Origin of the sequence: Chryseobacterium sp. JK1, assembly GCF_050632815.1 — a bacterium.
Classification (GTDB): domain Bacteria; phylum Bacteroidota; class Bacteroidia; order Flavobacteriales; family Weeksellaceae; genus Chryseobacterium.
In genome coordinates this window covers 391,106-414,927 of record NZ_JBODRU010000001.1, presented here as the reverse complement: position 1 = coordinate 414,927, position 23,822 = coordinate 391,106, and the positions used below count along the sequence as shown (strand labels likewise).

28 protein-coding genes and 1 pseudogene are annotated in these 23,822 nt (G+C 35.6%); 19 read left to right on the top strand and 10 right to left on the bottom strand.

Translation table 11 applies throughout. The features are described 5' to 3' along the window. Window positions 1-82: 82 nt before the first annotated feature. From rlmF to ACQ76T_RS01910, 3 genes are read right to left on the bottom strand one after another with little or no spacing between them, the layout of a single operon-like run. The gene (rlmF, locus tag ACQ76T_RS01920) at window positions 83-982 is read right to left on the bottom strand and encodes a 23S rRNA (adenine(1618)-N(6))-methyltransferase RlmF (protein WP_431341664.1); all 900 of its coding nucleotides are present in this window, start codon (window positions 980-982) and stop codon (window positions 83-85) included. A gap of 3 nt (window positions 983-985) precedes the next feature. Further along, a complete protein-coding gene (locus ACQ76T_RS01915) occupies window positions 986-1,363 on the bottom strand; it encodes a c-type cytochrome (protein ID WP_431341663.1) in 378 nt (125 codons plus the stop codon). Then, window positions 1,363-1,581: a hypothetical protein gene (locus ACQ76T_RS01910; protein WP_422691574.1), complete on the bottom strand. Its 219-nt coding sequence runs from the start codon at window positions 1,579-1,581 to the stop codon at window positions 1,363-1,365. Before ACQ76T_RS01910 ends, ACQ76T_RS01915 begins: the two co-directional genes overlap by 1 nt. 237 nt (window positions 1,582-1,818) lie before the next feature. Between ACQ76T_RS01910 and ACQ76T_RS01905 the strand changes: the two genes are divergently transcribed. From ACQ76T_RS01905 to ACQ76T_RS01840, 14 genes are all read left to right on the top strand, one after another. After that, a complete protein-coding gene (locus ACQ76T_RS01905; protein ID WP_431341662.1) occupies window positions 1,819-2,463 on the top strand; it encodes a hypothetical protein in 645 nt (214 codons plus the stop codon). A gap of 252 nt (window positions 2,464-2,715) precedes the next feature. Next, window positions 2,716-4,140 carry an anthranilate synthase component I family protein gene (locus ACQ76T_RS01900; RefSeq protein WP_431341661.1) on the top strand — a complete coding sequence of 475 codons (1,425 nt, stop codon included), beginning with the start codon at window positions 2,716-2,718 and terminating at the stop codon, window positions 4,138-4,140. A gap of 60 nt (window positions 4,141-4,200) precedes the next feature. Next, entirely contained in the window at window positions 4,201-4,803 is a 603-nt protein-coding gene (locus ACQ76T_RS01895; RefSeq protein ID WP_431341660.1) for an anthranilate synthase component II, read from the top strand. A 38-nt stretch (window positions 4,804-4,841) separates the two neighbouring features. Further along, window positions 4,842-5,828 carry an anthranilate phosphoribosyltransferase gene (gene trpD, locus ACQ76T_RS01890; RefSeq protein WP_431341659.1) on the top strand — a complete coding sequence of 329 codons (987 nt, stop codon included), beginning with the start codon at window positions 4,842-4,844 and terminating at the stop codon, window positions 5,826-5,828. A 49-nt stretch (window positions 5,829-5,877) separates the two neighbouring features. Then, window positions 5,878-6,651 (top strand): indole-3-glycerol phosphate synthase TrpC, encoded by a 774-nt coding sequence (trpC, locus tag ACQ76T_RS01885; protein ID WP_431341658.1) that lies wholly within the window; start codon window positions 5,878-5,880, stop codon window positions 6,649-6,651. 52 nt (window positions 6,652-6,703) lie between these two features. Then, the gene (locus tag ACQ76T_RS01880; protein WP_431343704.1) at window positions 6,704-7,378 is read left to right on the top strand and encodes a phosphoribosylanthranilate isomerase; all 675 of its coding nucleotides are present in this window, start codon (window positions 6,704-6,706) and stop codon (window positions 7,376-7,378) included. Between the two features lie 14 nt (window positions 7,379-7,392). After that, on the top strand, window positions 7,393-7,905 hold the full coding sequence (locus tag ACQ76T_RS01875; protein WP_431341657.1) for a hypothetical protein: 513 nt from the start codon (window positions 7,393-7,395) through the stop codon (window positions 7,903-7,905). Next, window positions 7,902-8,447: a GNAT family N-acetyltransferase gene (locus ACQ76T_RS01870; protein ID WP_431341656.1), complete on the top strand. Its 546-nt coding sequence runs from the start codon at window positions 7,902-7,904 to the stop codon at window positions 8,445-8,447. Before ACQ76T_RS01875 ends, ACQ76T_RS01870 begins: the two co-directional genes overlap by 4 nt. Before the next feature lie 4 nt (window positions 8,448-8,451). Further along, complete coding sequence (gene trpB, locus ACQ76T_RS01865) at window positions 8,452-9,630, top strand: tryptophan synthase subunit beta (protein WP_431341655.1); 1,179 nt, start codon at window positions 8,452-8,454, stop codon at window positions 9,628-9,630. 73 nt (window positions 9,631-9,703) lie between these two features. After that, a complete protein-coding gene (trpA, locus tag ACQ76T_RS01860) occupies window positions 9,704-10,438 on the top strand; it encodes a tryptophan synthase subunit alpha (protein ID WP_431341654.1) in 735 nt (244 codons plus the stop codon). Window positions 10,439-10,469: 31 nt separating this feature from the next. Further along, on the top strand, window positions 10,470-11,198 hold the full coding sequence (gene lipB, locus ACQ76T_RS01855; protein ID WP_431341653.1) for a lipoyl(octanoyl) transferase LipB: 729 nt from the start codon (window positions 10,470-10,472) through the stop codon (window positions 11,196-11,198). Window positions 11,199-11,274: 76 nt separating this feature from the next. Next, the gene (locus ACQ76T_RS01850; RefSeq protein ID WP_431341652.1) at window positions 11,275-12,408 is read left to right on the top strand and encodes a DUF4932 domain-containing protein; all 1,134 of its coding nucleotides are present in this window, start codon (window positions 11,275-11,277) and stop codon (window positions 12,406-12,408) included. Window positions 12,409-12,651: 243 nt separating this feature from the next. Continuing rightward, complete coding sequence (locus ACQ76T_RS01845; protein ID WP_431341651.1) at window positions 12,652-13,611, top strand: protein-glutamine glutaminase; 960 nt, start codon at window positions 12,652-12,654, stop codon at window positions 13,609-13,611. Between the two features lie 66 nt (window positions 13,612-13,677). Continuing rightward, on the top strand, window positions 13,678-13,989 hold the full coding sequence (locus tag ACQ76T_RS01840; RefSeq protein WP_431341650.1) for a hypothetical protein: 312 nt from the start codon (window positions 13,678-13,680) through the stop codon (window positions 13,987-13,989). Window positions 13,990-14,009: 20 nt separating this feature from the next. Here ACQ76T_RS01840 and ACQ76T_RS01835 read toward each other — a convergent pair whose 3' ends face one another. Both ACQ76T_RS01835 and ACQ76T_RS01830 read right to left on the bottom strand, forming a co-directional pair. Then, window positions 14,010-14,762 (bottom strand): SDR family oxidoreductase, encoded by a 753-nt coding sequence (locus ACQ76T_RS01835; RefSeq protein WP_431341649.1) that lies wholly within the window; start codon window positions 14,760-14,762, stop codon window positions 14,010-14,012. Window positions 14,763-14,850: 88 nt separating this feature from the next. Next, the gene (locus ACQ76T_RS01830) at window positions 14,851-16,077 is read right to left on the bottom strand and encodes an MFS transporter (protein ID WP_431341648.1); all 1,227 of its coding nucleotides are present in this window, start codon (window positions 16,075-16,077) and stop codon (window positions 14,851-14,853) included. Between the two features lie 208 nt (window positions 16,078-16,285). Here ACQ76T_RS01830 and ACQ76T_RS01825 point away from each other — a divergent pair, with 208 nt between their 5' ends. From ACQ76T_RS01825 to ACQ76T_RS01805, 5 genes are all read left to right on the top strand, one after another. Continuing rightward, on the top strand, window positions 16,286-16,918 hold the full coding sequence (locus ACQ76T_RS01825; RefSeq protein ID WP_431341647.1) for an NAD(P)H-dependent oxidoreductase: 633 nt from the start codon (window positions 16,286-16,288) through the stop codon (window positions 16,916-16,918). Between the two features lie 31 nt (window positions 16,919-16,949). Continuing rightward, window positions 16,950-17,384 (top strand): MarR family winged helix-turn-helix transcriptional regulator, encoded by a 435-nt coding sequence (locus tag ACQ76T_RS01820; RefSeq protein ID WP_431341646.1) that lies wholly within the window; start codon window positions 16,950-16,952, stop codon window positions 17,382-17,384. Next, window positions 17,385-17,810: an organic hydroperoxide resistance protein gene (locus ACQ76T_RS01815; protein ID WP_431341645.1), complete on the top strand. Its 426-nt coding sequence runs from the start codon at window positions 17,385-17,387 to the stop codon at window positions 17,808-17,810. Window positions 17,811-18,012: 202 nt separating this feature from the next. Further along, window positions 18,013-18,612, top strand: a complete 600-nt coding sequence (locus ACQ76T_RS01810) for a hypothetical protein (protein ID WP_431341644.1) — start codon at window positions 18,013-18,015, stop codon at window positions 18,610-18,612. A 294-nt stretch (window positions 18,613-18,906) separates the two neighbouring features. Continuing rightward, window positions 18,907-19,341, top strand: a complete 435-nt coding sequence (locus tag ACQ76T_RS01805) for a hypothetical protein (protein ID WP_431341643.1) — start codon at window positions 18,907-18,909, stop codon at window positions 19,339-19,341. Window positions 19,342-19,352: 11 nt separating this feature from the next. Here the strand turns inward: ACQ76T_RS01805 and ACQ76T_RS01800 are convergent. The 5 genes and pseudogenes from ACQ76T_RS01800 to ACQ76T_RS01780 all read right to left on the bottom strand — a co-directional run. After that, window positions 19,353-19,655 (bottom strand): annotated as a pseudogene (locus tag ACQ76T_RS01800) (peptide deformylase); the annotation flags it as partial. Window positions 19,656-19,872: 217 nt separating this feature from the next. Continuing rightward, window positions 19,873-20,502: a peptide deformylase gene (locus tag ACQ76T_RS01795; protein ID WP_431341642.1), complete on the bottom strand. Its 630-nt coding sequence runs from the start codon at window positions 20,500-20,502 to the stop codon at window positions 19,873-19,875. Window positions 20,503-21,116: 614 nt separating this feature from the next. Then, on the bottom strand, window positions 21,117-21,989 hold the full coding sequence (locus ACQ76T_RS01790; RefSeq protein WP_431341641.1) for a ChaN family lipoprotein: 873 nt from the start codon (window positions 21,987-21,989) through the stop codon (window positions 21,117-21,119). Window positions 21,990-22,138: 149 nt separating this feature from the next. Continuing rightward, a complete protein-coding gene (locus tag ACQ76T_RS01785) occupies window positions 22,139-23,167 on the bottom strand; it encodes a hemin-degrading factor (protein WP_431341640.1) in 1,029 nt (342 codons plus the stop codon). A 4-nt stretch (window positions 23,168-23,171) separates the two neighbouring features. Then, window positions 23,172-23,822 (bottom strand): class I SAM-dependent methyltransferase, encoded by a 651-nt coding sequence (locus ACQ76T_RS01780; protein ID WP_431341639.1) that lies wholly within the window; start codon window positions 23,820-23,822, stop codon window positions 23,172-23,174.

The window sequence follows — 23,822 nt, the reverse complement described above, 5'->3', positions numbered from 1 at the left end:
GAATTGAAAATTGAAAGTCACACTATCATCACCGGTAACTTTACAAGCTAAAATACTTTATGAAAGACACTCTTATTTTCGGTTAAGACTTGAAAGTCCACGCCAGAATTCTGCTTACTTTTTGCCCCTGAGCCATATCTATAATTTTGAAGTTGGCTTTAAGTTTCTTTAGAAGAGCAGTCAGTTTAGGAAGATTATCCTTTTTAGAAACCAGGCACGTAAACCAAAGAACCTGAGATGAATACAAAACACTTTCATTGATCATTTTTGTAATAAAAGCAATTTCGCCTCCTTCGCACCACAATTCGGTCTGCTGTCCGCCGAAGTTTAACTGAGGTTGCTTAGACTTTGATTTTTTAAGATTTTTTGTTTTTCTGAGATTTCCTTTTATAGCAGACTCTTCAGAATCGTGAAAAGGAGGGTTACACATAGAAAAAGTAAATCTCTCATCTGGACCCATTATATTTTTAAAAATATGGTTTGAATCTGGCTGATGTTTCAACTGAATTGCGGATTCTAAATCAGGATTTTGATCCAAAATCTGCTGTGCATTTTTCAAAGAATCTTCGTTAATATCTGTTCCTGTCATCTGCCATCCGTAAGATCTGTGGGCAATTAACGGGTACACAAGGTTAGCTCCTACCCCTATGTCCAATCCTTTCACAGAACTTCCTTCAGAAAGACGATTTTCTTTATCCGCCAGAAGATCTGCAATATAATGCACATAATCGGCTCTACCCGGAATTGGGGGACATAAATTGGTATCAGGAATATCCCAATTTTTAATACTGTAAAAGTGTAAAAGGAGTGCCTTGTTGAGAAGTTTAACCGCTTCAGGAATGCTGAAGTTGATGGTTACCGTTTGGTAGGCATTTACAAAAACGTAATGTTTCAGTTCCGGCACACAAGAAATAAGCTGCTCAAAATCATAGGGATTTCGATGCAGGTTTCTTGTGTGCAGACTGGATTTTTCATCGGACATATTTTATTTCTTCTGACTTAAAATATATTCAACCATTTTTTTGGCATCTTCTTTAGACACCTGTGGATGGGCAGCCATAGGAACACCTCCCCAAACTCCACTTCCTCCTTCTATAATTTTGGAAGCCAACAGTTCTATATCCTTTTCAGAATATTTACCGGCAATTTCCTTATAAGAAGGTCCTATCATTCTCTCATTAACAGAGTGACATCCTGAGCAGTCTAATGTTTCCATGATCTGGTCACCGGAAAGATTAGATTTTGCAGGTTCTGAAACAGCAGTTGTTTCAGAAGAAGAGGAAGATACTTCTGCTGTATTTTCTTTTTTAGAACAGGAAAACATCAGGAATCCTAATGCCCCTGCCAAAAATATTTTTTTCATTATTTTTTCGCTGTAGAATCTGTTTTAGCAGCTTCAGGAGCAGGTGTAGCCGGAGTTGCAGCAGCTGGAGCAGCAGGTTTTGCCGTAGAATCTACTACTGTAGTTGCTTCTGGCTCTTCAAGCATGGTGTTGCTGTCTTGTAATGAATGATCTACTTTTTTAGAACAGTTTACCACTAATAAACCTCCGATAAATGCAATTGCTAATACTTTTTTCATTGTTTTCTAATTTGACAGCAAAAATATAAAAAATAAAGTTTTAAACTTATGATAAATGTTCTCTTTAACTGAAATTTTAAAGATGAGCATTTATATTGAATGCACTTATATGATGTATCTGCCATTTCTTAGAAATAAGATTTTTTGGATATGCAGTATATTCTTAAGTATTTCATATTTTGTAACTTGGAATGGAATATTTTTCCAACTTTTATATTAAAACAGTAACTTTAAACCATGGTTTTAATTTCAAAGATTCTATTTTTTACCAGCCATCATGGTTTTTATACTGTGATCCTGCTCATCGTATTCTTTGTGCTAGTGTCTTATTTAACAAAAAAAATCTGGTTTTTGATTCCTATCATTCCTCTGGCGATTGTCAATGGCATTGGCGGGCAATTTATAAATGCATGGTTTTTAAATCAATACGGAACAGAAAGTACAGCTATCATCACCTCGGATATAGAAACCAACTCTACTTTGAATGAAATGTATATCCACGATTATGAAGCCATTGTAAAAAAACAGGATGGAAAATATACCTCAACATTCTTTTCAACAACTACTGCATCCATATATCCGATTGAAAACGCCATTAGAATCCCACGGACAGATTTCCCATTTCCTGTAAAATATATTCCAGGATATGAGAAGAATATTGTGATCCTTTATAACCAGTCGGAACAGGGCCAAAAGGAGCTTAAATACTCAAAATTGGCTCCGGTCAATTCGGCAAAAATAAAGTATGAAGCAGATAAAACCAACAGAGAGTTTATTGAGGAATACATCTCAGCCTTAGAAGATTACACCCAATCTTATGATGATGGAAATTATAAAGCAGAGCTGAAAGAACTCAGAGAAGAGCTTAAGCAGTTGAAATAATCTGAGTACATGTTAAGTTTTTTTAATTTTTCACTTTTTTATTTTTTGTATTAAAAATTTTTCTACTTTTGTAGCATGTTTAATATGAGCAACAATATTTGGTGGTGGCTTTCAAACTCTTCGTCGGGTCTGGAAGTATTGTCATGTTGTTAGTAGTACAGCAGAAATAATTAAAATAAACAATATATAGGCTTTGACGGATAACGTTGAAGCCTTTTTTATTCCTTAATCTCAAAAAAAATAAAACAACAGATGTTTACTGATACAATCAAAATAAAAACCGTTTCGAAAAAAACACTTGGAGATCTTCACACTCCTATGAATATCTATCTGAAGATCAGAGATAAATTCCGTGACACGATTCTTCTGGAAAGTTCTGATTCAAAAAGTATTGATAATAATTTTTCCTTCATTGCCATCAATGCCATTGCCGGAATTGAAGTGAAAAACCTTACTGAATTTGAAGTTAAATTTCCCGATTCGGCTCCGGTAAAACAGTTTATCATGGAACAAAATATCACCGAGATATTTGACAATTTCCGCAAAGTATTTGAGTGTGAGAAAACCAATGATCCTATAGAGCAGACGGCTCAGAGCCTTTTTGGCTATACAAGTTTTGAAGCCGTACAGTTCTTCGAAAATATTGATTTAAAAGCACAAAGCCCAGAAGTAGAAATTCCTATTTTAAGATATCGATTATATCAGTATGTGATTGCTGTTAACCATTTTAATGACGAGATGTACATCATTGAAAATCAAATCAGTGGAATTAAATCTGAACTTCATTTATTAGAAAACCTCATCAAAAATCAGAATACTCCCGTTTATCCTTTCGAAAAGAACGGTCAGGAAACATCCAACATCACCAATGAAGAATATATTGAACTGGTAAAAACGGCTCAAAAACACTGTATGAGAGGAGATGTCTTTCAATTGGTACTCAGCAGAAGGTTTGAACAGAAATTTAAAGGGGATGAATTTAACGTATACAGAGCATTGAGAAACATCAACCCATCTCCCTACCTGTTTTACTTTGATTATGGAAGTTATAAACTTTTCGGATCAAGTCCTGAAAGCCAATTAATTATAAAAAACAATAAAGCGACCATTCATCCCATTGCAGGAACCGCAAGAAGAACAGGATATTTTGAAGCAGATCTTCAGGCTATAGAAGCATTAAAAGCCGATCCTAAAGAAAATGCAGAACACACCATGCTGGTAGATCTGGCAAGAAATGATTTGGGAAAACTGGGTAAAAATGTAACGGTTACCAAACTTAAAGAGATACAGCTTTTCTCTCACGTTATCCATATGGTAAGTGAAGTGACAGCTGAGCTGCCGGAAGGCATCAATCCTCTAGAAATGGTTTCTGCCACTTTTCCTCAGGGAACTTTAAGCGGGGCGCCAAAACATAAAGCGCTTCAGCTTATTGATCAATATGAAAAAGATTCCCGCGGCTATTACGGAGGATGCATCGGAATGATAGGATTAAACGGAACCTGCAACCAGGCCATCATGATCAGAACCTTCTTAAGCAAGAACAATACACTCTATTATCAGGCCGGTGCAGGACTTGTTGCAAAATCTATCCCGGAAAACGAGCTTCAGGAAGTAAACAATAAGTTAAATGCCTTAAAGAAAGCAGTAGAGAAAGCAGAAAAGCTGGTAGAAAATTAAAATTATTCCAATTACAGCAACAGGTCATAAACGTAACCATTCCCAACAAAAAAAATAAAAATGGACAACAATATAAACACCCAGCAAACCCAATCTAAAGTTCTTGTCTTTGACAACTATGACAGCTTTACGTATAATCTTGTTCAGATCATTGAAAAAATTCTGAATCAGAAAGTAGATGTCGTAAGAAATGATAAAATAACCCTTGAAGAAGTCGATCAGTACGATAAAATCATTCTTTCACCAGGCCCGGGAATTCCTGAAGAGGCAGGCATTCTGCTGGATTTGATTAAAGAATATGCTCCTACAAAAAGTATCCTGGGAGTTTGTCTTGGCCAACAGGCTATTGCTGAAGCTTTCGGAGGAAGCCTGATCAATCTTTCTGAGATTTTTCACGGCGTAGCCACCACCACAGAACTTGTAAAAGAAAATACAAAACTATTCAGAAACCTGAGCTCAGGAATTGAAGTGGGAAGATACCACAGCTGGGCAGTGAATCCTGATGATTTCCCAACAGAACTCGAAATCACAGCAGTAGATAAAGACGGAATGATCATGGCTTTGCAGCATAAAACGTACGATGTACATGCTGTACAGTTTCATCCCGAAAGCATTCTGACTCCCGAAGGAGAAGTTATTATTAAAAATTTTCTTCTACAATGATAGCAACAGAAATACCCTCAACCCTAAAAACACCCCAAATGAAGGACATATTACAATACCTTTTCAATCATCATACGCTGTCGAAATCTGAAGCGAAAGCCATGATGATCGAAATTGCACAGAATAAATTCAATGCCTCAGAAGTTACCGCTTTCATCAGCGTTTTCCTGATGCGGAATATCACACTGAAAGAGCTGGAAGGCTTTAGAGAAGCTCTCCTTCAGATGGCGGTGCCTGTAAATGTAGATGCCAGTGATGCCATAGATATCGTAGGAACAGGAGGCGACGGGAAAAATACGATCAATATATCAACACTGGCCAGCTTTGTAGTAGCCGGAGCCGGACAGAAAGTAACAAAACACGGAAATTACGGAGCTTCTACCGTTACAGGTTCATCCAATGTACTGGAAGAACTTGGGTATCAGTTCAAAAACAATTCAGATCTGTTGAATGAAGATCTTGAAAGAGCCAATATCTGTTTTCTGCACGCGCCTTACTTCCATCCAGCTTTACAATCTGTTGGTTTATTAAGAAAATCATTGGGACTAAGAACATTTTTTAATCTCTTAGGCCCTTTAGTAAACCCTGTAAAACCTCAGTTTTCAATGATCGGAGTATACAATCTCGAAATTGCGAGAATCTATCAGTACCTGCTTCAAAAAGAAGATCCTGAGTTTATTCTGGTTCACGGATTGGATGGTTATGATGAAATCAGTCTGACCCATGACAGTAAGATCATTACCAAAAAAGGAGAGGATATTTATTCTGCAGAAGATTTAGGGTTCAATCCTGTACATCTGGAGGATATCCAAGCGGGAAATACAGCCCAGGAAACCGCAAAAATTTTCAGAAACATTCTTGAAGGAAACGGTACCGAGCCGCAAAATTCTGTAGTATTGGCCAATGCATCTGTAGCATTGTATCATACTCATAAATTCGGGACGTATGATGACTGCCTGCTTTTAGCCAAAGAAAGTCTGGAAAGTGGAAAAGCCTTAAAAAGCCTTGAACTTCTTATTAACTGATGAATGTCAATAAACAATTGTTCCACCATTTAACCTCCAAGAACAAGAAATGACCATACTAGATAAAATTATTAAAAGAAAAAAAGAAGAAATTGCTGTAGCCAAGCTCAATACCTCTCTTGAGCAGTTAAAAGACACCGAGTTTTTTAAAAGAACCACTTATTCTCTGAAAGAATCAGTTAAAGAAAAAAACGGAATTATAGCAGAATTTAAAAGACAGTCTCCCTCAAAAGGAATCATCAATGATCGGGTTCAACCGTTAGAAGTGGTTTCTTCTTATGAAAAGTTTGGAGCCAGCGGAATTTCTATTTTAACGGATAAGGATTTTTTCGGAGGAAGTTTCAACGATATTCTGAGTGTTAGAAATCATATTCATATTCCTGTTTTAAGGAAAGATTTTATGATTGATGAATATCAGTTTTATGAAGCAAAAAGTATGGGAGCCGATGTTGTTTTACTGATTGCTTCCTGCCTTTCTACCAATCAGGTTCAGGAATTTACGCATCTCGCCCACGAACTGAATATGGAGGTTTTATTGGAAATCCATACAGAAGAAGAGCTGAAACACTGTCACAAAGACATGGATCTGGTGGGTATCAACAACAGAAACTTAAAAGATTTCAAAGTAGATCTACAACATTCTGTACAGTTGAAAAACCTTCTTCCAAAAGATGTTTTGTCCGTTGCAGAAAGTGGAATTTATACTCTTCAGGACTTCAGTTATTTAAAGGAACAGGGATTCAACAGCTTTCTGATGGGAGAATATTTTATGAGAAATACAGATCCTGCCCAAGCGTTTGAAGATTTTACCAAACAGATCTAAAAATTATTCCATTGAGAATTAAAAATGAATGAGTAGTCAATTAACATCCAACATGAACCAGCAACCCTGCCTCAAAGTCTGTGGCCTTACAAAACCGGAGCAGATTCAAAAGCTTATTGCCATGAAAGTTGATTTCCTGGGATTCATTTTCTATGAGAAATCACCCAGATACGTATTAAATAGTCTGACTTTAGAAGATATTTCAAAGATCGACCATCCTGGCAAAACAGGTGTTTTTGTGAATGAAAAAGCAGATAAAATCGCCAAGATCGCTCGTCAGGCAAAACTGAACTTTATTCAGCTTCATGGTGATGAAACAAACGATTTTATTCTTGAAGTAAGAGAAAAATTACAGTCTGATATTAAAATCATCAAAGTAATAAGAATAGGAGACAATACTTTTGAGAACCGGAATAAAATTGCAGAGATTTTCAATATACCAGAAAGCCATACCGCACAACCTGTAAGCTATTATTTATTTGATACAGACAGCAAAGCCTTTGGCGGGACAGGAAAACAGTTCGACTGGAAATTACTGAACGAATTTGATATTCCACTTCCCTACTTTCTGAGCGGTGGAATTTCGGAAGAAAATATTGACAACATAACCCTGCTGAATCAAAAGCCTTTTGCTTTAGATATCAATTCAAAATTTGAATGGGAGCCAGGAAATAAAAATATCAGCAGAATAGAACAATTTAAAACCTTATACCAGCAGAATATATAACCTAAAAACACACAATGATGAATATACATTTGCTAAAAAAAACATTCTACAAAACATTATTTCCACCAAAATTCGGAAATGAAAAAATACAGACCCTCTATCATTTTGTTTCACAGAATGACAGCAATATAGGACATTGGGAAATCGGAGGACTATTATCTGATTTTATTTCTATTATTAAAGACTTCACAGAAGCAGACATTCAGTATTTTTTTGAAAGAATCAGATTGTGGAACAGCTATTACCTTGTTATTATTTCTGATAAATTCCTGGAGCCTTGTGTCAAAGCAAATGTAAAATATGATTTAGGTTTAATTTATACAAAAATATTTCTGCTCTATGAAGACACAGATCCTTATTATCTGATTGATAATCTGGAAATTGCCATTATCATGTATAGTTCCAAAATAGACAAAGCAACATTAATTGACTTGACTCATAAAATTGAGCTCATGTATTATAAAAAACTCATCACCAAACAACAATATGATCACCATCTCACTTTTATTAATAGTTTAAGCCTATGAAATATCAGATAAAACAGACAAAAACACTCGCAGAAAACGAAATTGAACATATCCTTCAGCTTTGGGAAGTTCCGGCCTGGAAGACAATGACGACTCACGATTTTCACTACTTCTTCAAAGATTCTGAGTTTCATTTTCTGAAGGATAACCTGGAAAATATACTGGCCATTATCCGTCTGAATTTTGATTTTACCCTGGAGATTATGGGCGAGAAAATCGCATTTGCAGAAGCTGTTGGGCTTGTTGCTGCCCAAAAGAAAAAAGGGTATGGAAATAAGTTGGTTGGGTATTTTACGGAATATGTTATTCAAAAAAATATAGAAACCATCGGATTCTGCCACCACGAACTCCGTCCGTTTTATGAAAAATGTAAAATTGAAATATTATACAACAAAGCCAAAGCAATCAAAGAAAATGTAGATTCAGAATGGATCAACGCTGAGGATGATGATATTTTAATCTTCAATGTTTCTGAAGAAAGAAAAAAACGACTCAATCAGTTGAGTGCTCAGAATAATGCTTATTTAATCACTAAAGAATAAAGAAATGAATTATAAAAATCCCGATGAAAACGGATATTATGGCGAATTTGGCGGCGCTTTCGTGCCAGAAATGCTATATCCCAATGTAGAAGAGTTGCAAAAAAACTATCTCGAAATCATAGCATCTGAAGATTTTCAGAATGAATATCAGGATCTCCTTACCCATTATGTAGGCCGCGCAACACCTTTATATTTTGCTAAAAACCTAAGCCAAAAATACGGTACCCAAATTTATTTAAAACGAGAGGACCTTAACCATACCGGAGCGCATAAAATCAATAATGCTTTGGGGCAGGTTCTTTTAGCCAAGCGTCTTGGAAAAACCAGAATCATTGCAGAAACCGGAGCCGGACAGCACGGAGTAGCCACTGCTACCGCCTGTGCATTACTTGGCCTGGAATGTATTGTCTATATGGGCGAAATTGATATCCAGAGACAGGCTCCCAATGTTGCCCGAATGAAAATGCTTGGTGCTGAAGTTGTTGCTGCAACCTCTGGATCAAAAACGCTAAAAGATGCTGTAAATGAAGCTTTAAGAGACTGGATCAATAACCCCGTTACCACTCATTATGTGATTGGAAGTGTGGTAGGTCCCCATCCCTTCCCGGATCTTGTGGCGAGATTTCAAAGCATTATTTCAAAAGAGATCAAAGAGCAGCTTCAGGAAAAAATCGGAAGAGCAAATCCCGACTACGTAATTGCCTGCGTGGGTGGTGGAAGTAACGCTGCAGGAACATTCTATCATTTTGTAGAAGAACCTGAAGTGAAAATTATTGCAGCTGAAGCCGGAGGCTTGGGAGTCGATTCAGGGAAAACCGCAGCAACTACTTTTTTAGGAACCCTTGGGGTACTTCATGGCAGCAAAAGTCTCGTTATGCAGACGGCGGATGGACAGGTTATTGAGCCCCACTCTATTTCTGCAGGTTTGGATTATCCGGGAATCGGACCTTTTCACGCACATCTTTTTAAAGAAAAAAGGGCAGAATTTTTTAGTATTAATGATGATGAAGCCCTGAAATGTGCCTTTGAACTTACCAAGCTGGAAGGAATTATTCCTGCTTTGGAAAGCTCTCACGCTCTTGCGGTATTAGATAAAAAGAAATTCCAGGAAGATGATATTGTCGTAATCTGCCTGAGCGGACGTGGAGATAAGGATATGGAAACGTATTTGAAAAATCTGTAAAAAGTCGGATCTAAAATGTACAATGTATTTCAAGTCTTATATGCTCTACATTTTACTTTAATACAATAAAAAAATGAAAAAACTCAACATATATTTTACAGCAGGTGTTCCACAGCTGGAAGATACTGCAGATATTATACAACTGATTCAGGATTCCGGAGCAGATATGATAGAAATCGGGATGCCTTATTCAGACCCGGTGGCAGACGGACCTGTCATTCAAAAAGCTCACGAACAGGCTCTACAGAACGGAATGACCATTGAAAAACTTTTTTCACAGTTAAAAACCATCAAAGATAACATCAGAATTCCTGTTATTTTAATGGGCTATATCAATCCGGTCCTAAGTTTCGGATTCGAAAGGTTTTGCCAGGAATGTTCGGAAAGCGGTGTTTCCGGATTGATTCTTCCGGATCTTCCGCCTATTGAATTTAAGAAAAACTATCAGCAAATTTTAAAGCAATATGATCTTAATTTCACTTTTTTGGTCACTCCCGAAACTTCCGATGAACGAATCATCTACCTTGATTCTTTAAGCTCTGGTTTTCTTTATGCCGTAAGTTCTTCATCTACAACAGGAAATGACACTGCTGTTTTGAAAAATGAAAACTATCTCAACAGATTAGCATCTCTTCCTCTTAAAAATCCGGTAATGATTGGTTTTGGAATCAAATCCAGAAAAGATTTTGAAAATGTGACGGAAAAAGCGGATGGAGGAATTATCGGAACTGCTTTTGTGAATATTTTACTTCAGGATAAAGACTGGAAGAAAAATGCTATAGATTTTATCCATTCCATAAAAGCGTAAAAATCACTAAATTTGTATATCAAAAATTGAAATGAATACAAATCAGAATAAAGCAGTAGAATTTGAAGATTTAGGAATCAAAGAATATCAGCCCGCCTGGGAATATCAGGAAAAACTGATGAAAGATATTATTGATACCAAAATAAAAAACCGTGATCTGCCTGCTGAAGAGCACATTACCACTTCCAACCATTTCCTATTGGTAGAACATCCACACGTGTACACCTTAGGAAAAAGTGGACATGAAGAAAATATGCTTGCCGGAATAGACAAACTGAAAGAGCTTGAAGCAACTTATGTAAAAACCAACCGTGGCGGCGATATTACCTATCACGGGTATGGTCAGATTGTTGGATATCCCGTTCTGGACCTTGAAAACTTCTTTACAGACATTCATCTTTATATGAGGAATCTGGAAGAGGTGATCATTAGAACCATCGCTGAGTATGGCCTTAAAGGTGAACGCTCTCAGGGAGAAACCGGTGTTTGGCTGGATGTAGGCAAACCTTATGCAAGAAAAATCTGTGCAATGGGAGTAAAAGCTTCACGATGGGTAACTCTGCATGGTTTTGCTTTGAATGTGAATACAGACATGAGGTATTTCGAGTACATCATTCCTTGCGGTATTAAAGATAAGCAGGTAACTTCTTTAAAAAGAGAACTTGAAAGAGATCTGACACCGGAGGAAATGGAAGACATTAAAGCTAAGATCAGAAAGCATTTTGCAGACGTTTTCCAGGCTGAATTAATCTACAAATAATATTTATATACATTCCCTATACATGAAAAACAGATTGTATAGGGATACTTTTATCTAATAACTATACTTTTATAACATGAGAAAAACATTCTTATTAGTTCTTTTACTAATAATGAGTAGTGCCTATGCTCAAGAGCAGAAAAAGGTCAACTTCGACGAACAATTCAAAAAAGAAAATCAGGGAAAAACCAAAGTAGAGATCCATGAAGTGAAAGAACTTCTGCATATTATGATCGCAATCACAGAAGTAGGTCTGGAAAATGATGATATGGTGCAGCAGTCAGGAACCTATTATCAGGATGTCCTGAAACAGTTCAAAACATTTAAGAATGAAAAAATAATCGGAAAATTTGATTCGCTGATAAAAGCAAATGCCGTGAACTACGTCCTTATTACCGGAAACGGAATGAGCTATGATTTTAAAGGAAATAAACTGGTCCCTGATAAAAACTACATTTTTCCTGCACAGAGTGTCTCATCTCATACAACAGTCAAAACCAATATTATAAAAACCTGGAAATCTGATATTGAAAATTTTGCAGAAAAATCAGGGTTCAGAGCTTTTTACAAGAAACATATTCCTTATTATAAAACATTGATTTCTCAGTATAATACAACAGCTAATTTGGATGAACAATGGAAATGGCTTGAAAAGAACTTTGATACAAGGGTAAACAACTACACTGTATTAACTTCTCCGCTGATCAATAGCCTGAACTATACAACCAGCTATCATGATAACGGTTTTCTGCAGATTTTGATGGTATTGCCTCCTCTCGATGAGCCACAGGGCCGTACAGAAAAAGAAAATACAGTTTACAATACGAGAGTAATGTTCACGGAAGTTGATCATAATTATACTGGAGCTCCACTGAAAAAGTATACTGAATTAATCAACGAATCCCTTAAAGAAAGAGAAAAATGGGTGAACGTAAAACAGGAAGGTATAGAATACTATCCTAATCCGATTCGTGTTTTTGATGAATATATGACTTTTGCCGTGTTTTATCTTTACTGTGCAGACAAATATGCAGACGACAGCCCAACGGTTGCCTATGCCTATCGGGATGTTAATGAAATTATGAAACAAAGAGGCTTTATCAAGATGAAAGAGTTCAATGATGAGCTTCTGTCTTTAAGGAAAAAATACCCTACCAAAAAAATTGAAGACCTGTATCCAGATTTACTTCAATGGTGCAAAATGCAATAAAGCACTTTATTAATAATACAAAAACACCAGTTTCACTATGTTGGAATTGGTGTTTTTTATTGAAAAGTCCTTTTAAATAGTGATTTCTAAATCTTTGCCGATTATCAGTTTTACAAGAATATCAAATTTTTATGAAAAAATATTTGCATGTATTTCAAATTTTCATACTTTTATTATCACAAAATAGTGAACTATTGTTTGTAGTTCATTTAAAAACACCACAACCAACAAACTATGAGAATTATGAAAAAATTCATTTTATCCATGATGGTATCAATGACGATACTTTCATTCAATTCCTGCGCAGATTCAAATGCCAGCCAGGATCAAAACCTCACTGCTAATGAGTCTTCACAAATTGTGATGAAAGATTTCGGCAGAACTGTCCCGGTAGGGATAGATAAAGAAAACGGGAAATACAGAGTTTCATTCATGGTTTCGGCTCAGCCTTATGAAATTAAGGATACCGAAGAAAATGCAACCTATATTTCTATGATCAGACAGGCTGTGAAAGAAGAATCACCGGTTCATATTTTCCTTAAGAATAACACTTCTGAAATTGCAAAAGTTGAAAAAGCAACAGATGAAGATGCCCGTTATTTCAAGTCTATATTTAACAAGGAAGAAAAAGGAGATGCTGCCAAACTTTCTACTGTTATTCCCGATTTAGCGACCTTAAACAGTCTATTTGCACAGATCAAAAGCCAGGCGTGCGGAACTTCTACAGCTTCTTCTCCCTGCATTACTTTCAGATATCCTGTAGACGGATGCTATGCAAGGGCCCACAAAATGAGACAAATCCTTCTGAATGCCGGATACGATTGCGAAAAGCAGTTTGTGTATGGAAACCTGAGAGCTTCTACCGGGACCTGCTGCGTATCATGGGTATACCACGTTGCTATATTGGTAAGTTTCAAAAACGCTTCCGGTATTGTTGAAAAAAGGATTATAGATCCTTCATTATTCTCAAGCGGACCGGTAACAGATGCGGCATGGAGAGCGGCATGTACCAATACATCATGTGGTTCAGCTTCAGTTTCTTCATTTGCCAATACGGCTGGAAATGTATATTACAGAAGCCCATCAGGTTCTTTATTATATGATAACAACTATGTGAACACCAATTGTGTACTGACTACATTTTCAGGACTTTCAGGATGTTCGCCTTCTCCTGCACCAAGTGTAGGACACTGTGGATTTTAATTCTTTTTCATATAGCACCTGCAATTTCAAAGTATTGCAGGTGCTTTTTACCAAACCTCTGATCTTATGAAAGCCTGGTCTTATTTTTTATTACTATTTTTTATGATTGTATCCTGCTCCGGCAACTCCAATTCTCAAAACCTTACCTGGTATAATAATTCTGTTATTTCCAATATTGAAAAGGATCCCGAAAAACCTGAAGAGTTTGAACGTGTGTCTATTGGAATCAGTGCACAGGTTTTTTATATTTCAAAAAAATCTTCTGACTACAAAACCATAATGGAAAAAGCCAGTCTGAGCTTTCAGAAAAGTAAGGCCTTTAATATTGGTATTGAGAAAAACACCAATATTATCAGGCAGATCAATGAAATCAAATAATCTGCTGAAAGCATTTCTCATTACCTTATTACAGAAATTCCGGCATCTACTTTTATTTCTGCACCGTGAATATAGGAAGCTTCTTCTGAAGCAAGGAATACTACCACATTGGCAATTTCTGATGGTTCTCCCTGTCTTTTTAAAGGTATGGTAGGAATAATATCCTGAACGGCATGTTCAATCTGCTCAGCAGAAAGACCGGTATTATTAAAAATATTAGTTTTAATGTGCCCGGGACTTATCCCATTCACCCGAATTCCTTTTTCTGTAAGTTCTAAGGCAAAAGTCCTGATGAAAGACTGTACTGCAGATTTTGCTGCTGAGTATACTGAAAAACTGTGCATAGCAATCTCGGTAGCTACCGAAGTATTAAAAATAACAGAACTGCCTGTTTTCATAAGTGGCAGTATTTGCTGAACAGTGAAGAAAGGTCCTTTTGCCAACAGATTGAAAAGTTCGTCGAAATGGTTTTCGTCAACATATTCAATAGGAGCAAATCTTCCATATCCGGCATTTACAAAAAGAACATCAATATGTTCTGAATATTTTTTCACTTCCTCCTGCAAACCCATCAGATCTTTCATATTCCCGGCACCTGATACAATTCCTGAGGCATTTTCTCCTAAATTGCTCAAAGCATTTTTTACCGTAGTTTCACTTCTACCTGTGATGATTACTTTTCCTCCTTCCTGTATAAATTGCTGTGCAGTGGCAAAGCCCATTCCGTTGGTTCCTCCGGTAATCAGAGCTATTTTGTTTTTAAATCTTTGCATTGTTTTTAAGTTTATATTTCTTTAGCAAAGATTGGAAACTATTCCATCTGAAAAAATCCGAATCCTGTGAAATTCTGCTGTTCTTTTTCTAGCTTTTTATTTTACCAAGGTTCATTAGAGAAGGAGTGCAGAAAGATATAATTCCTATGATAAAAATGGTAAAACCCAAGATGACAAAAACAGAACCTATCCCAATTAAATCTGCTATAAATCCTGTGCAAACAAGTCCAAGCATAGTAGGTAATACTTCTATGCTGAAATACATTGCAAAAACACGTCCCAACATCCCGGAATGAACTTCTTCCTGTACGGTAGCGGTAAATCCTGAACTATAAAATGAAGCTGCAATTCCTCCCACACCTGTTAGTATCACAAAAAAGACAAATTTTTCTGATGACAGCAAACCTGAACATAAAAAGGAAAGGCCTATTATAAGATGCGAGATATTGACAATAATAACCTTTCGTACTGAAGGCTTCCATATTCCCAATACTGCGCCTCCAAGCAGAGCTCCAATTCCCCAGGTGCTTTCTACAACACTCATCTCAAATTTTCCTCCATGAAAGTTCTCTATAGTCATTAATGGAAATAGAACTGAAATCGGCATAATACAAAATCCTGCAATAATTGAATACAGAAAAAGAAAGCTTAACCCTTTATTTCTAATGACTTCCATGAATCCAATTTTCATATCCTCTCCTACCATTTTAATGCTGGATGAACTTTTATTTTCCGGCCGTGGTGAAGGAATATAAATAAAAAATAAGGAAAAGATAGCCAGGATTGCTCCTGCAATATCCAACAACAATACATTTCCAATTGACAAAATACCAATCGCCAAAGCCCCAAGCGCAGGGCCTGCAATATTTGATACAGATTTTATAATCTGGCTGATTCCTGCAATACGCAACAATTCGTCCTTAGGAACCAGTAATGGTATTGTAGCCTGCATTGCCGGCATATGAAACGCTGAACCAGCAGAACGTAATCCCAGTATGATGTACACCAACTCAATGTTTTCATATCCCATGTAAAAACTGACAGACATTACTAATGTACAAACCGCCACAAAGCCATCTGCCAAAATCATTGTTTTTTTACGATCCCAGCGATCCACATATACTCCGGCAAACGGACCGATCAAAGCCTGAGGCAACAAACCGGCAATGGCTGCAAAGACTAAAATTTCGGCTGAACCTGTCTTTAAACTCAACCAGATAATAATGGCAAAACCCACTGCAGAACTGCTTATTAAGGAAAAGAACTGACCGATCCATAAGATAGTTATCCTTTTCTTCCACTGACTATTCATCATACTCATTTATTTATTGCAAAGGTAAATCAAAAAACAATAAAACAACTAAAAAGTTGTTTAAATAATTAAAAGCTCACAATAAAATTTTTTAAAATTAAATTGCGCACAATTTAAAAAGTTGTATATTTGCATTGTTATTATGACTTCATAGAATTTAAATAAGGGTTTTAATAATCGCCAAATAATTTAATTTAAAAACAACAAAAAAATGTCATTAATAGAAAACCTAAACTGGAGACACGCTGTAAAAGCATATGATCCAACCAAAAAAGTTTCACAAGAAGATCTTCAGACTATTTTAGAAGCCGCAAGACTTGCTCCTACTTCATCCGGGCTTCAACCTTTCCGTATTATTGTAGTGGAAAATCAGGAATTGAAAGAAAAAATGGTAGCAGGAGCTTTAAACCCTGAGGTAATGAGAGATTCTTCCCACGTACTTGTTTTTGCAGCATGGGACAGCTATTCTAATGAAAAAATTGACAAAGTTTACGATTATCATACCGATGTAAGAGCGCTTCCAAGAGGCCGTTTTGGTAGTTATACGGATAAAATTAAAGAAATGTACGGAGCACAGACTCCTGAAGAGCATTTTGCACATACTGCACGCCAGACTTATATTGCTTTGGGAATTGCCCTGGCACAGGCTGCCGAGCTTAAAATTGACAGTACTCCTGCGGAAGGATTCAGTAATCAGATTGTAGATGAAGTACTGGGATTAAAAGATTTAGGATTAAAAAGCGTAAGTCTTTTATACCTTGGATATCGCGATGAAGCCAATGACTGGCTATCTTCTATGAAAAAAGTCCGAATTCCAATGGATGAATTTATCATAAAAAAGTAATACCTTCATCGAATCTTTCGTACCCCAACTTATGGAAAATCCTAAAACACCCAAATTAGAAAACCAAATCTGCTTTCCTTTATATGTGATCGCTAAAGAGATTACAGGGCTTTATCGTCCTTTTCTTGATGAGCTTGATCTTACCTATCCTCAGTACCTGGTCATGATGGTTCTTTGGGAAGGTGATGGGCTTACAGTAACTCATATTGGTGAGAAACTGTTTCTGGATAGTGGAACTTTAACTCCTCTTCTTAAAAGGCTGGAGGCAAAAGGGCTGATCATAAGAAAAAGAAAAAAAGAAGACGAAAGAGTGGTTGAAGTATTTTTAAATGAAGCTGGGCAACAGCTACGTCAAAAGGCTTGTGAAATTCCCGGAAAAATTCATAAGAAAATTGATATACAGCCAGAGGAACTGTTACAGCTTAAAGAAACAGTATTAAAAATCTTAAACAAAATAGAAAAATAAATGAAAACATTATATACAACCCAGGTTACTGCCCAAGGAGGGAGAAATGGTCATGTAAAAAGTGAAAACGGAGTTTTGGACCTAGAAGTAAGAATGCCAAAAGGATTAGGAGGTGCCAATGATGATTTTGCCAATCCTGAGATGCTTTTTGCAGCGGGATATTCTGCGTGTTTCGACAGCGCTTTGAACCGGGTAATCAGTTTATCTAAAGTAAAAACGGGAGAAACAACTGTTACGGCTCAGGTAAGTATCGGACAACTTGAGAATGGGGGTTTTGGTTTGGCTGCGGAACTGGATGTCAATATTCCGGGAGTTTCTCTTGAAGAAGCGCAAGTTTTAACTGAGAAAGCTCACCAGATCTGTCCTTATTCTAATGCGACCAGAAATAATATCGAGGTGAAACTTTCAGTAACTAATAACGATTAATCCAATTTTTTTAAGCATAGTTATAGCGAAGGGAGCTGTTTTTTTGGAAACAGCTCCTTTTTATTTTTAACCGCAGATTGCACGGATTTGCACAGATGATTGAGGATATTTAAAGGCTTAATTAATTATGTTAGTCCTTTCTTAATAAAAATAAATTTTTTTACAGAAAAAAATCTTTTCTTTGATCATTAAATCAGTAAGCATGAAGTTTATCATTAGCATATTATTTTTTGTTTTACTTTTCAACTGTTCCAAAACAAAGGAAAAGGAAGATAGATTACTAATTCCTGAAAATGATTTTAGCGTATCGGATTTTGACAAGAAAATAGACAGCCTGAAGCAGGCTTATAAAAATGATTCTTTAAAAATAATTATGCCTCACGAATTTGATAAGAGATTCAATAAAAATTATTTATCAGGCTCTATTCACTTTTTAATCATTGATAAAAATAAGTCGTTTTATGTAATAAAAAGCTTGAAATCCAACTTTTCGATGTGTCTAAATACTGCTCCTTTTTCAAAGCAGGATTCAATTTATCTTATAGAGCAAGAAAATGGATTGATTGATAAAGCCGAGCCTATTAAAACAACAGATATTATTAATTTGCTCAAAAAAAATAGAAATTCTATCGTAAATACAGAGAATAATAATCCATTGATGATTTCCTTCGCCTTAAAGGATAATACTTTAAAAGGTTCAAGCATGTATGGCATTATAAGTTTTATGGAAAGGAATGGAATGAATTCTTATACTATAAGAAGGATGAATGAATATGAGTTAAGAAAAGTATCTCAACAATAATTATTAAATTTTAGAACTTCTGATGAGTGCTTACTTTTACACTTGGCCTGTTCTTTCTCTAATGTGATTAAAAATAATATTGAGGGGCTTTCAGTGATTAATAATAATTAATCCAATTTTTTTAAGCATAGTTATAGCGAGGGGAGCTGTTTTTTTGGAAACAGCTCCTTTTTATTTTTAACCGCAGATTGCACGGATTTGCACAGATGATTGAGGATATTTTAAAGAGTTAATTTTTATATTTGTTCCCATCCCAATTAAAAGCAATCTAAATTTACATAATTACAATTTATAATGGAGATAATTACTGATATCATTTGTCAGGTTTATGCAGGACAGAAATCAAAAAGAGTTATCGATTTAGTCTTGGATACATTTATTCCCGGTTATGAAAAATTAGATCTGGATTACACCTATCCAGAGGGTAACAAGGATTATATTTTTAAAACTGAGTATGAAATGATCAATTATTTCATAGAAACACCTTCCATCAACCAAACATTTTACTGGAATAAGTATCATGATAATCCAGACAAAATAATGGTAGGGGCAAACATCACTGATGATGATCAACTTATTATCAGCCTAACTGTTGATGGAAATCAAGAAACTGAAAAAAAGTATTTCAGTTTGCTCAAAGAAGTTTTACAATCTGATATTGGAGTCGTTTCTTATGTTAATCCTGCAGACTATAATGATGGAGAAGATTTTATTCTAAAATATAAATAGAGATTTTTACTTTATCGCTTTGTTGAATCACTTTTCTGGTAAGCATCTACTTTTCTATAAGAATCATTTTTTTCTTTTTCTTTTTTATCAGAAATCAGAATTCCGAAAAGATGGTCTATTTCATGCTGGAAGATCACTGCGGTAAATCCTTCTACAATTTCTGAATATTTCTGACCTTTCAAATCTATATATTCCAATTGAATGACTTTACTTCTGTAGAACTGGTCTCTGAAATCTGGGATAGAAAGATCTCCTTCCGGACCAAGATTCTGAAGGTCAGATCTCCAGACAATGACTGGATTAATAAAATATTCTAATGGTAGCTTTTCTTTATCAAAATGCTGTACTCAGATGATTTTTCGGTTGATTTTGTTGAAATAGTTTTTTTATTTTGACCACAGATTGCACAGATTAAAACAGATGATTGGGGATATTTGAAACTGTTAATTTTTATATTTATTTCAGGCCGTTAAAATATGGAGAGCGAGAAAGTTTAATTTTTAAATATGATATTAATAGAGTGTTTTTACGTTATCTCTTTGTTGAATCACTTTTCTGGTAAGCATCTACTTTTCCATAAGAATCATTTTTTTCTTTTTCTTTTTTATCAGAAATCAGAATTCCGAAAAGATGGTCTATTTCATGCTGGAAAATAACGGCTGTGAATCCTTCTACAATCTCAGAATATCTCTGACCTTTCAAATCTACATATTCCAGCTGAATCACTTTACTTCTATAGAACTGATCTCTGAAATCCGGGATAGAAAGATCTCCTTCCGGACCAAGATTCTGAAGGTCAGATCTCCAGACAATGACTGGATTAATAAAATATTCTAATGGCAACCCTTCTTTATCAAAACGCTGTACCCAAATAATTTTTCGGTTGATTCCTACCTGTGGAGCTGCAATTCCTACTCCACCATCGGTTGCTAGAAGTGATTCCTTCATCCTTTTCACCAAAATGGCAGTATTGGGATCAAGTGGATCTATTTCTGAAGAAATGCTCAGCAATGTTTTATGCTGATGAGTATCTGTAGTCTGATAAATCGGCAATGCTGTATTGATATTTCCCTGATTGATAATACCAACCTCATTGGAGGTCAGTTTCTGAGCATTGAGAAATGCCGCAAAAAGAATAAACAGAATGGATAATTTCTTCATATTGATGGAATATCTTACAAAGGTAAAGATTATGATATCAAATTCATTAATGATAAGTCTGTTTAAACTTATATGTGGACTTATTCTGTGCCAGGATATTCTCTTAAGTTCACTTAAAATGTTTCAATCTTTTGTGGCGTTTAAATTCATTGAATCTTCGACTTTTGGTTTAATAAAAACACATAAAAGAATGATAATTTCTAAGGCTGGATTCCTACGGAATGACAAACATGACGTTGAGTGTATCCGTACACTTTGTCATTCCGTAGGAATCTAAACATTATATAGTTTTCAAACACTTTAAAAAGGATAAGGAATACCGCACAATGAATTTCATAGAGGATGAAAATCCTTGATTTTCAATAAAAATTTGGTGTACTTCTTATACCCAAAGTATATAACTTCAATAGCTTAAGTGTTTAAAAAAGCTTTTGTGACTTTTACGGTTTAATAAAAAAGTTTAAACAGCTTTGATAATAAACTAATCTGCTTTGAAAATGGTATAGTTTATCATTTGAGATTAAAGGTTTTGGATGTTTTATTAAAACATGTTCGGGCCGGGCTTTAGCCCGGCCCGAGTCCTTTATCTTCATGAATATCTTATGATCAAGAAATTAAAAAGTCTTCGTCATATCTGCTGGAATGATCAGATTAAAATCGGTTGGAATATAATCCTTTGCCGGCACTTTTAATTCTGGATCTTCTGCTTCAAATACAGAGATTACAGCCATTTTCAGATTTGGATTTTTCTGTTTGATGTACCAGTAAATTCCTCCAAATTCTTTGCTGTGGTAGTTTCCGTTGTAATGAATGAAAGTTTTCCCAGACTGAATGTTCCTAAGGATAGATTCTGCCATTGTTGCATCTTTTGTTGCCTGTGCAGAAATAAAGTTCATCACTTTTGTTCCTTCAGCGTGGTCGCCCATCATTTTTTTCATCTCCGGATAACCTGGTGTATCCAGAGTTACTTTAATAGGCAATTGAGCAATATATTTTTTTTCTTTATCGCTAAGCTTATTCAAAGATTCCAATCCTTCTTTTGAGGTCTGAGAAGCATACCTTCTGGGAATATTGGTTGCTACAAAACTCAGTTTTTTATCTTTCGCAAAATCTACGAGCGGCTTATAATCTGTTTCATAATTGTTCCATAAACGGGCAGAGTCTTTGAATGTTTTGGCATCAAATTTTCCGTTCAGATATTGATCCAACTGAGGCTGATTATCTCTTTCGAACATTTCTGCTCCTAAAATAAGCTGTCCATTTTTCTTTTGATACAAAGCTTCCGTAATCTTAAGCTGCAGCCAATGATTAATAGAACTGTTATGATTTTCACCAAAAAAGACAACATCATAATCAGCAAGTTCTTTTACCAGTTTATCGGTCTTAACTTCCTTTCCTTTTTTATCATAAAACTGATACGCTTTAAAATCCTGTGCACTTAATGAACAGAAACCTGCAAGCAAAATCGCTATGAATACATTTTTCATTTTAATTATTTAGACACAAATTACATAAATATTTTGGCACTATTCTCATTGCAAGAGCCAATTCAAAATATTTGGAATCATCCTGTTACAATAAAAAAGACCGCTTTGAATTTTATAAACAAAACGGTCTCATTCAAATCATCTAATTATTATTGCTCTAATGCTGCAACAAGATCTTTCCACTCCTGAAGTTCAGGAATTCCAGGTTTTCTTTTCCCGAAAAACTGAACGATAAAGTCACCTTCGGTATTGAATACTTCAATAGCTGTAACTTCTCCGTCTTCAGTTGGTTTTTTAACGATCCATGCTTCTGCAATTTTCGTTACATCTAAATGCAGGTTAAAATCAGGGTCCATTACATTAAACCACTGCTGGTGCCAAAGTGTTTTTTTCACATTCCCTGTATGAATCTGGATCATCCCTCTGTTTCCTACGAAAACCATGATTGGTGTGTTTTTTTCAGAAGCATCTTCAAGAACACTTACCACTTTTGCGTTATCGATTTTCTTAGTGAAACCTTCCGGAGCCAGTCTTAACGCCTGTGTTCTGCTTACTCCGAATTTTCTTGTCATCATGAAGAAATCGTGAGTATCTTTTAGCTCAGTCCAGGCTTTTTTGAATCCTTCAACGTCAATTTCAGCGTCTGCTTTTTCAGCCTGCTTTGGAGCAACAGCTTCAAAAGTAAGTACCTGATTCTGGTCGTCTGCTTTGAATTTTTCAACAATAGTATTGAAAGCTTCTTCGTTGCTGTCCTTAGTCAGGTAAATTTTATGAAGAGCCAATCCATCTTTACCGAAGAACTGTAGACTTTTTTTATCTCCTTCTACTACCGCAAAAGCAAATTTCCAGTGGTTAAGGAAAATTCTCAAGTCAATGTCTTCTCCTACGAAAAGCTGTGCGTGAGGGCTGCTGAAATCACTATTCAGGTATGTTCCTTTTCTTTCATGAACACATTCATTATTACGGGTAAGTGCCATTACTTTGCCTAATGTCTCCGCTTCAGTAAGGATACCTTGGAAATCCGGGTTCAGAACAGTTACTTCTTTACCGATGTTTGTTGCCAGTAATTCTGCTTCACTTACTTCTAATTGTTCTGCAGCATTTCTTATTCTTATATGTGGATTTTCTGCTTTCAGAGCTTCCCATTTTTCCTTTAAATTATTAACTAATGTGCTCATTATTTTACTTTTTTATGGTTAAAACTGTATAAATTCTATGTATTGTTTCGTTTCCTGTTTTGCTTTTGATATTTTCTTCTTTTTCAGAAATTTTCATTCTTTTGAAGTGGGTTTGGGAGATCAGTTCTTCCATTTCAGTGTTATTATAGAGTGTAAAATCGTACTCTGTGAAAGGAAGTTTTTCCATGAAATCTCTTTGTCCGAAAGTGAGAACGAAAGTACCGTCATCTTTTAAAACTCTGTAAACTTCATTTAAAAATTCAACCGGCTTTTCCCAGAAATAGACAGTATTGACTGTAAATATTTTGTCGAATGTTTCGTCTTCAAAAGGAATTTCTGTACCATTATACAGAATAAATTCTGCCTGGTTTTTGAATTCTTCGTTCAGTTTTCTGGCTTCATTGTACATGGTTTCTGAAATATCAATTCCTGTATATTTCAGATTTTTAGCCAGATTTATTATGTTTCTCAAGTGTCCTGCATTGCCATGTCCTATTTCAAGGATATTTTCGTCATCTTCTATCAGTAATGTTCTGATGCTTTCTAACGTCATTCCGATGTTTGTAGCATTCATCATTTCACCGATTTCGATGCCTTTTTCCCCCTGAGGATTGGCAAGGTTTTGAGCAAGGATTTTTAATTCTTCTTTTTCCAT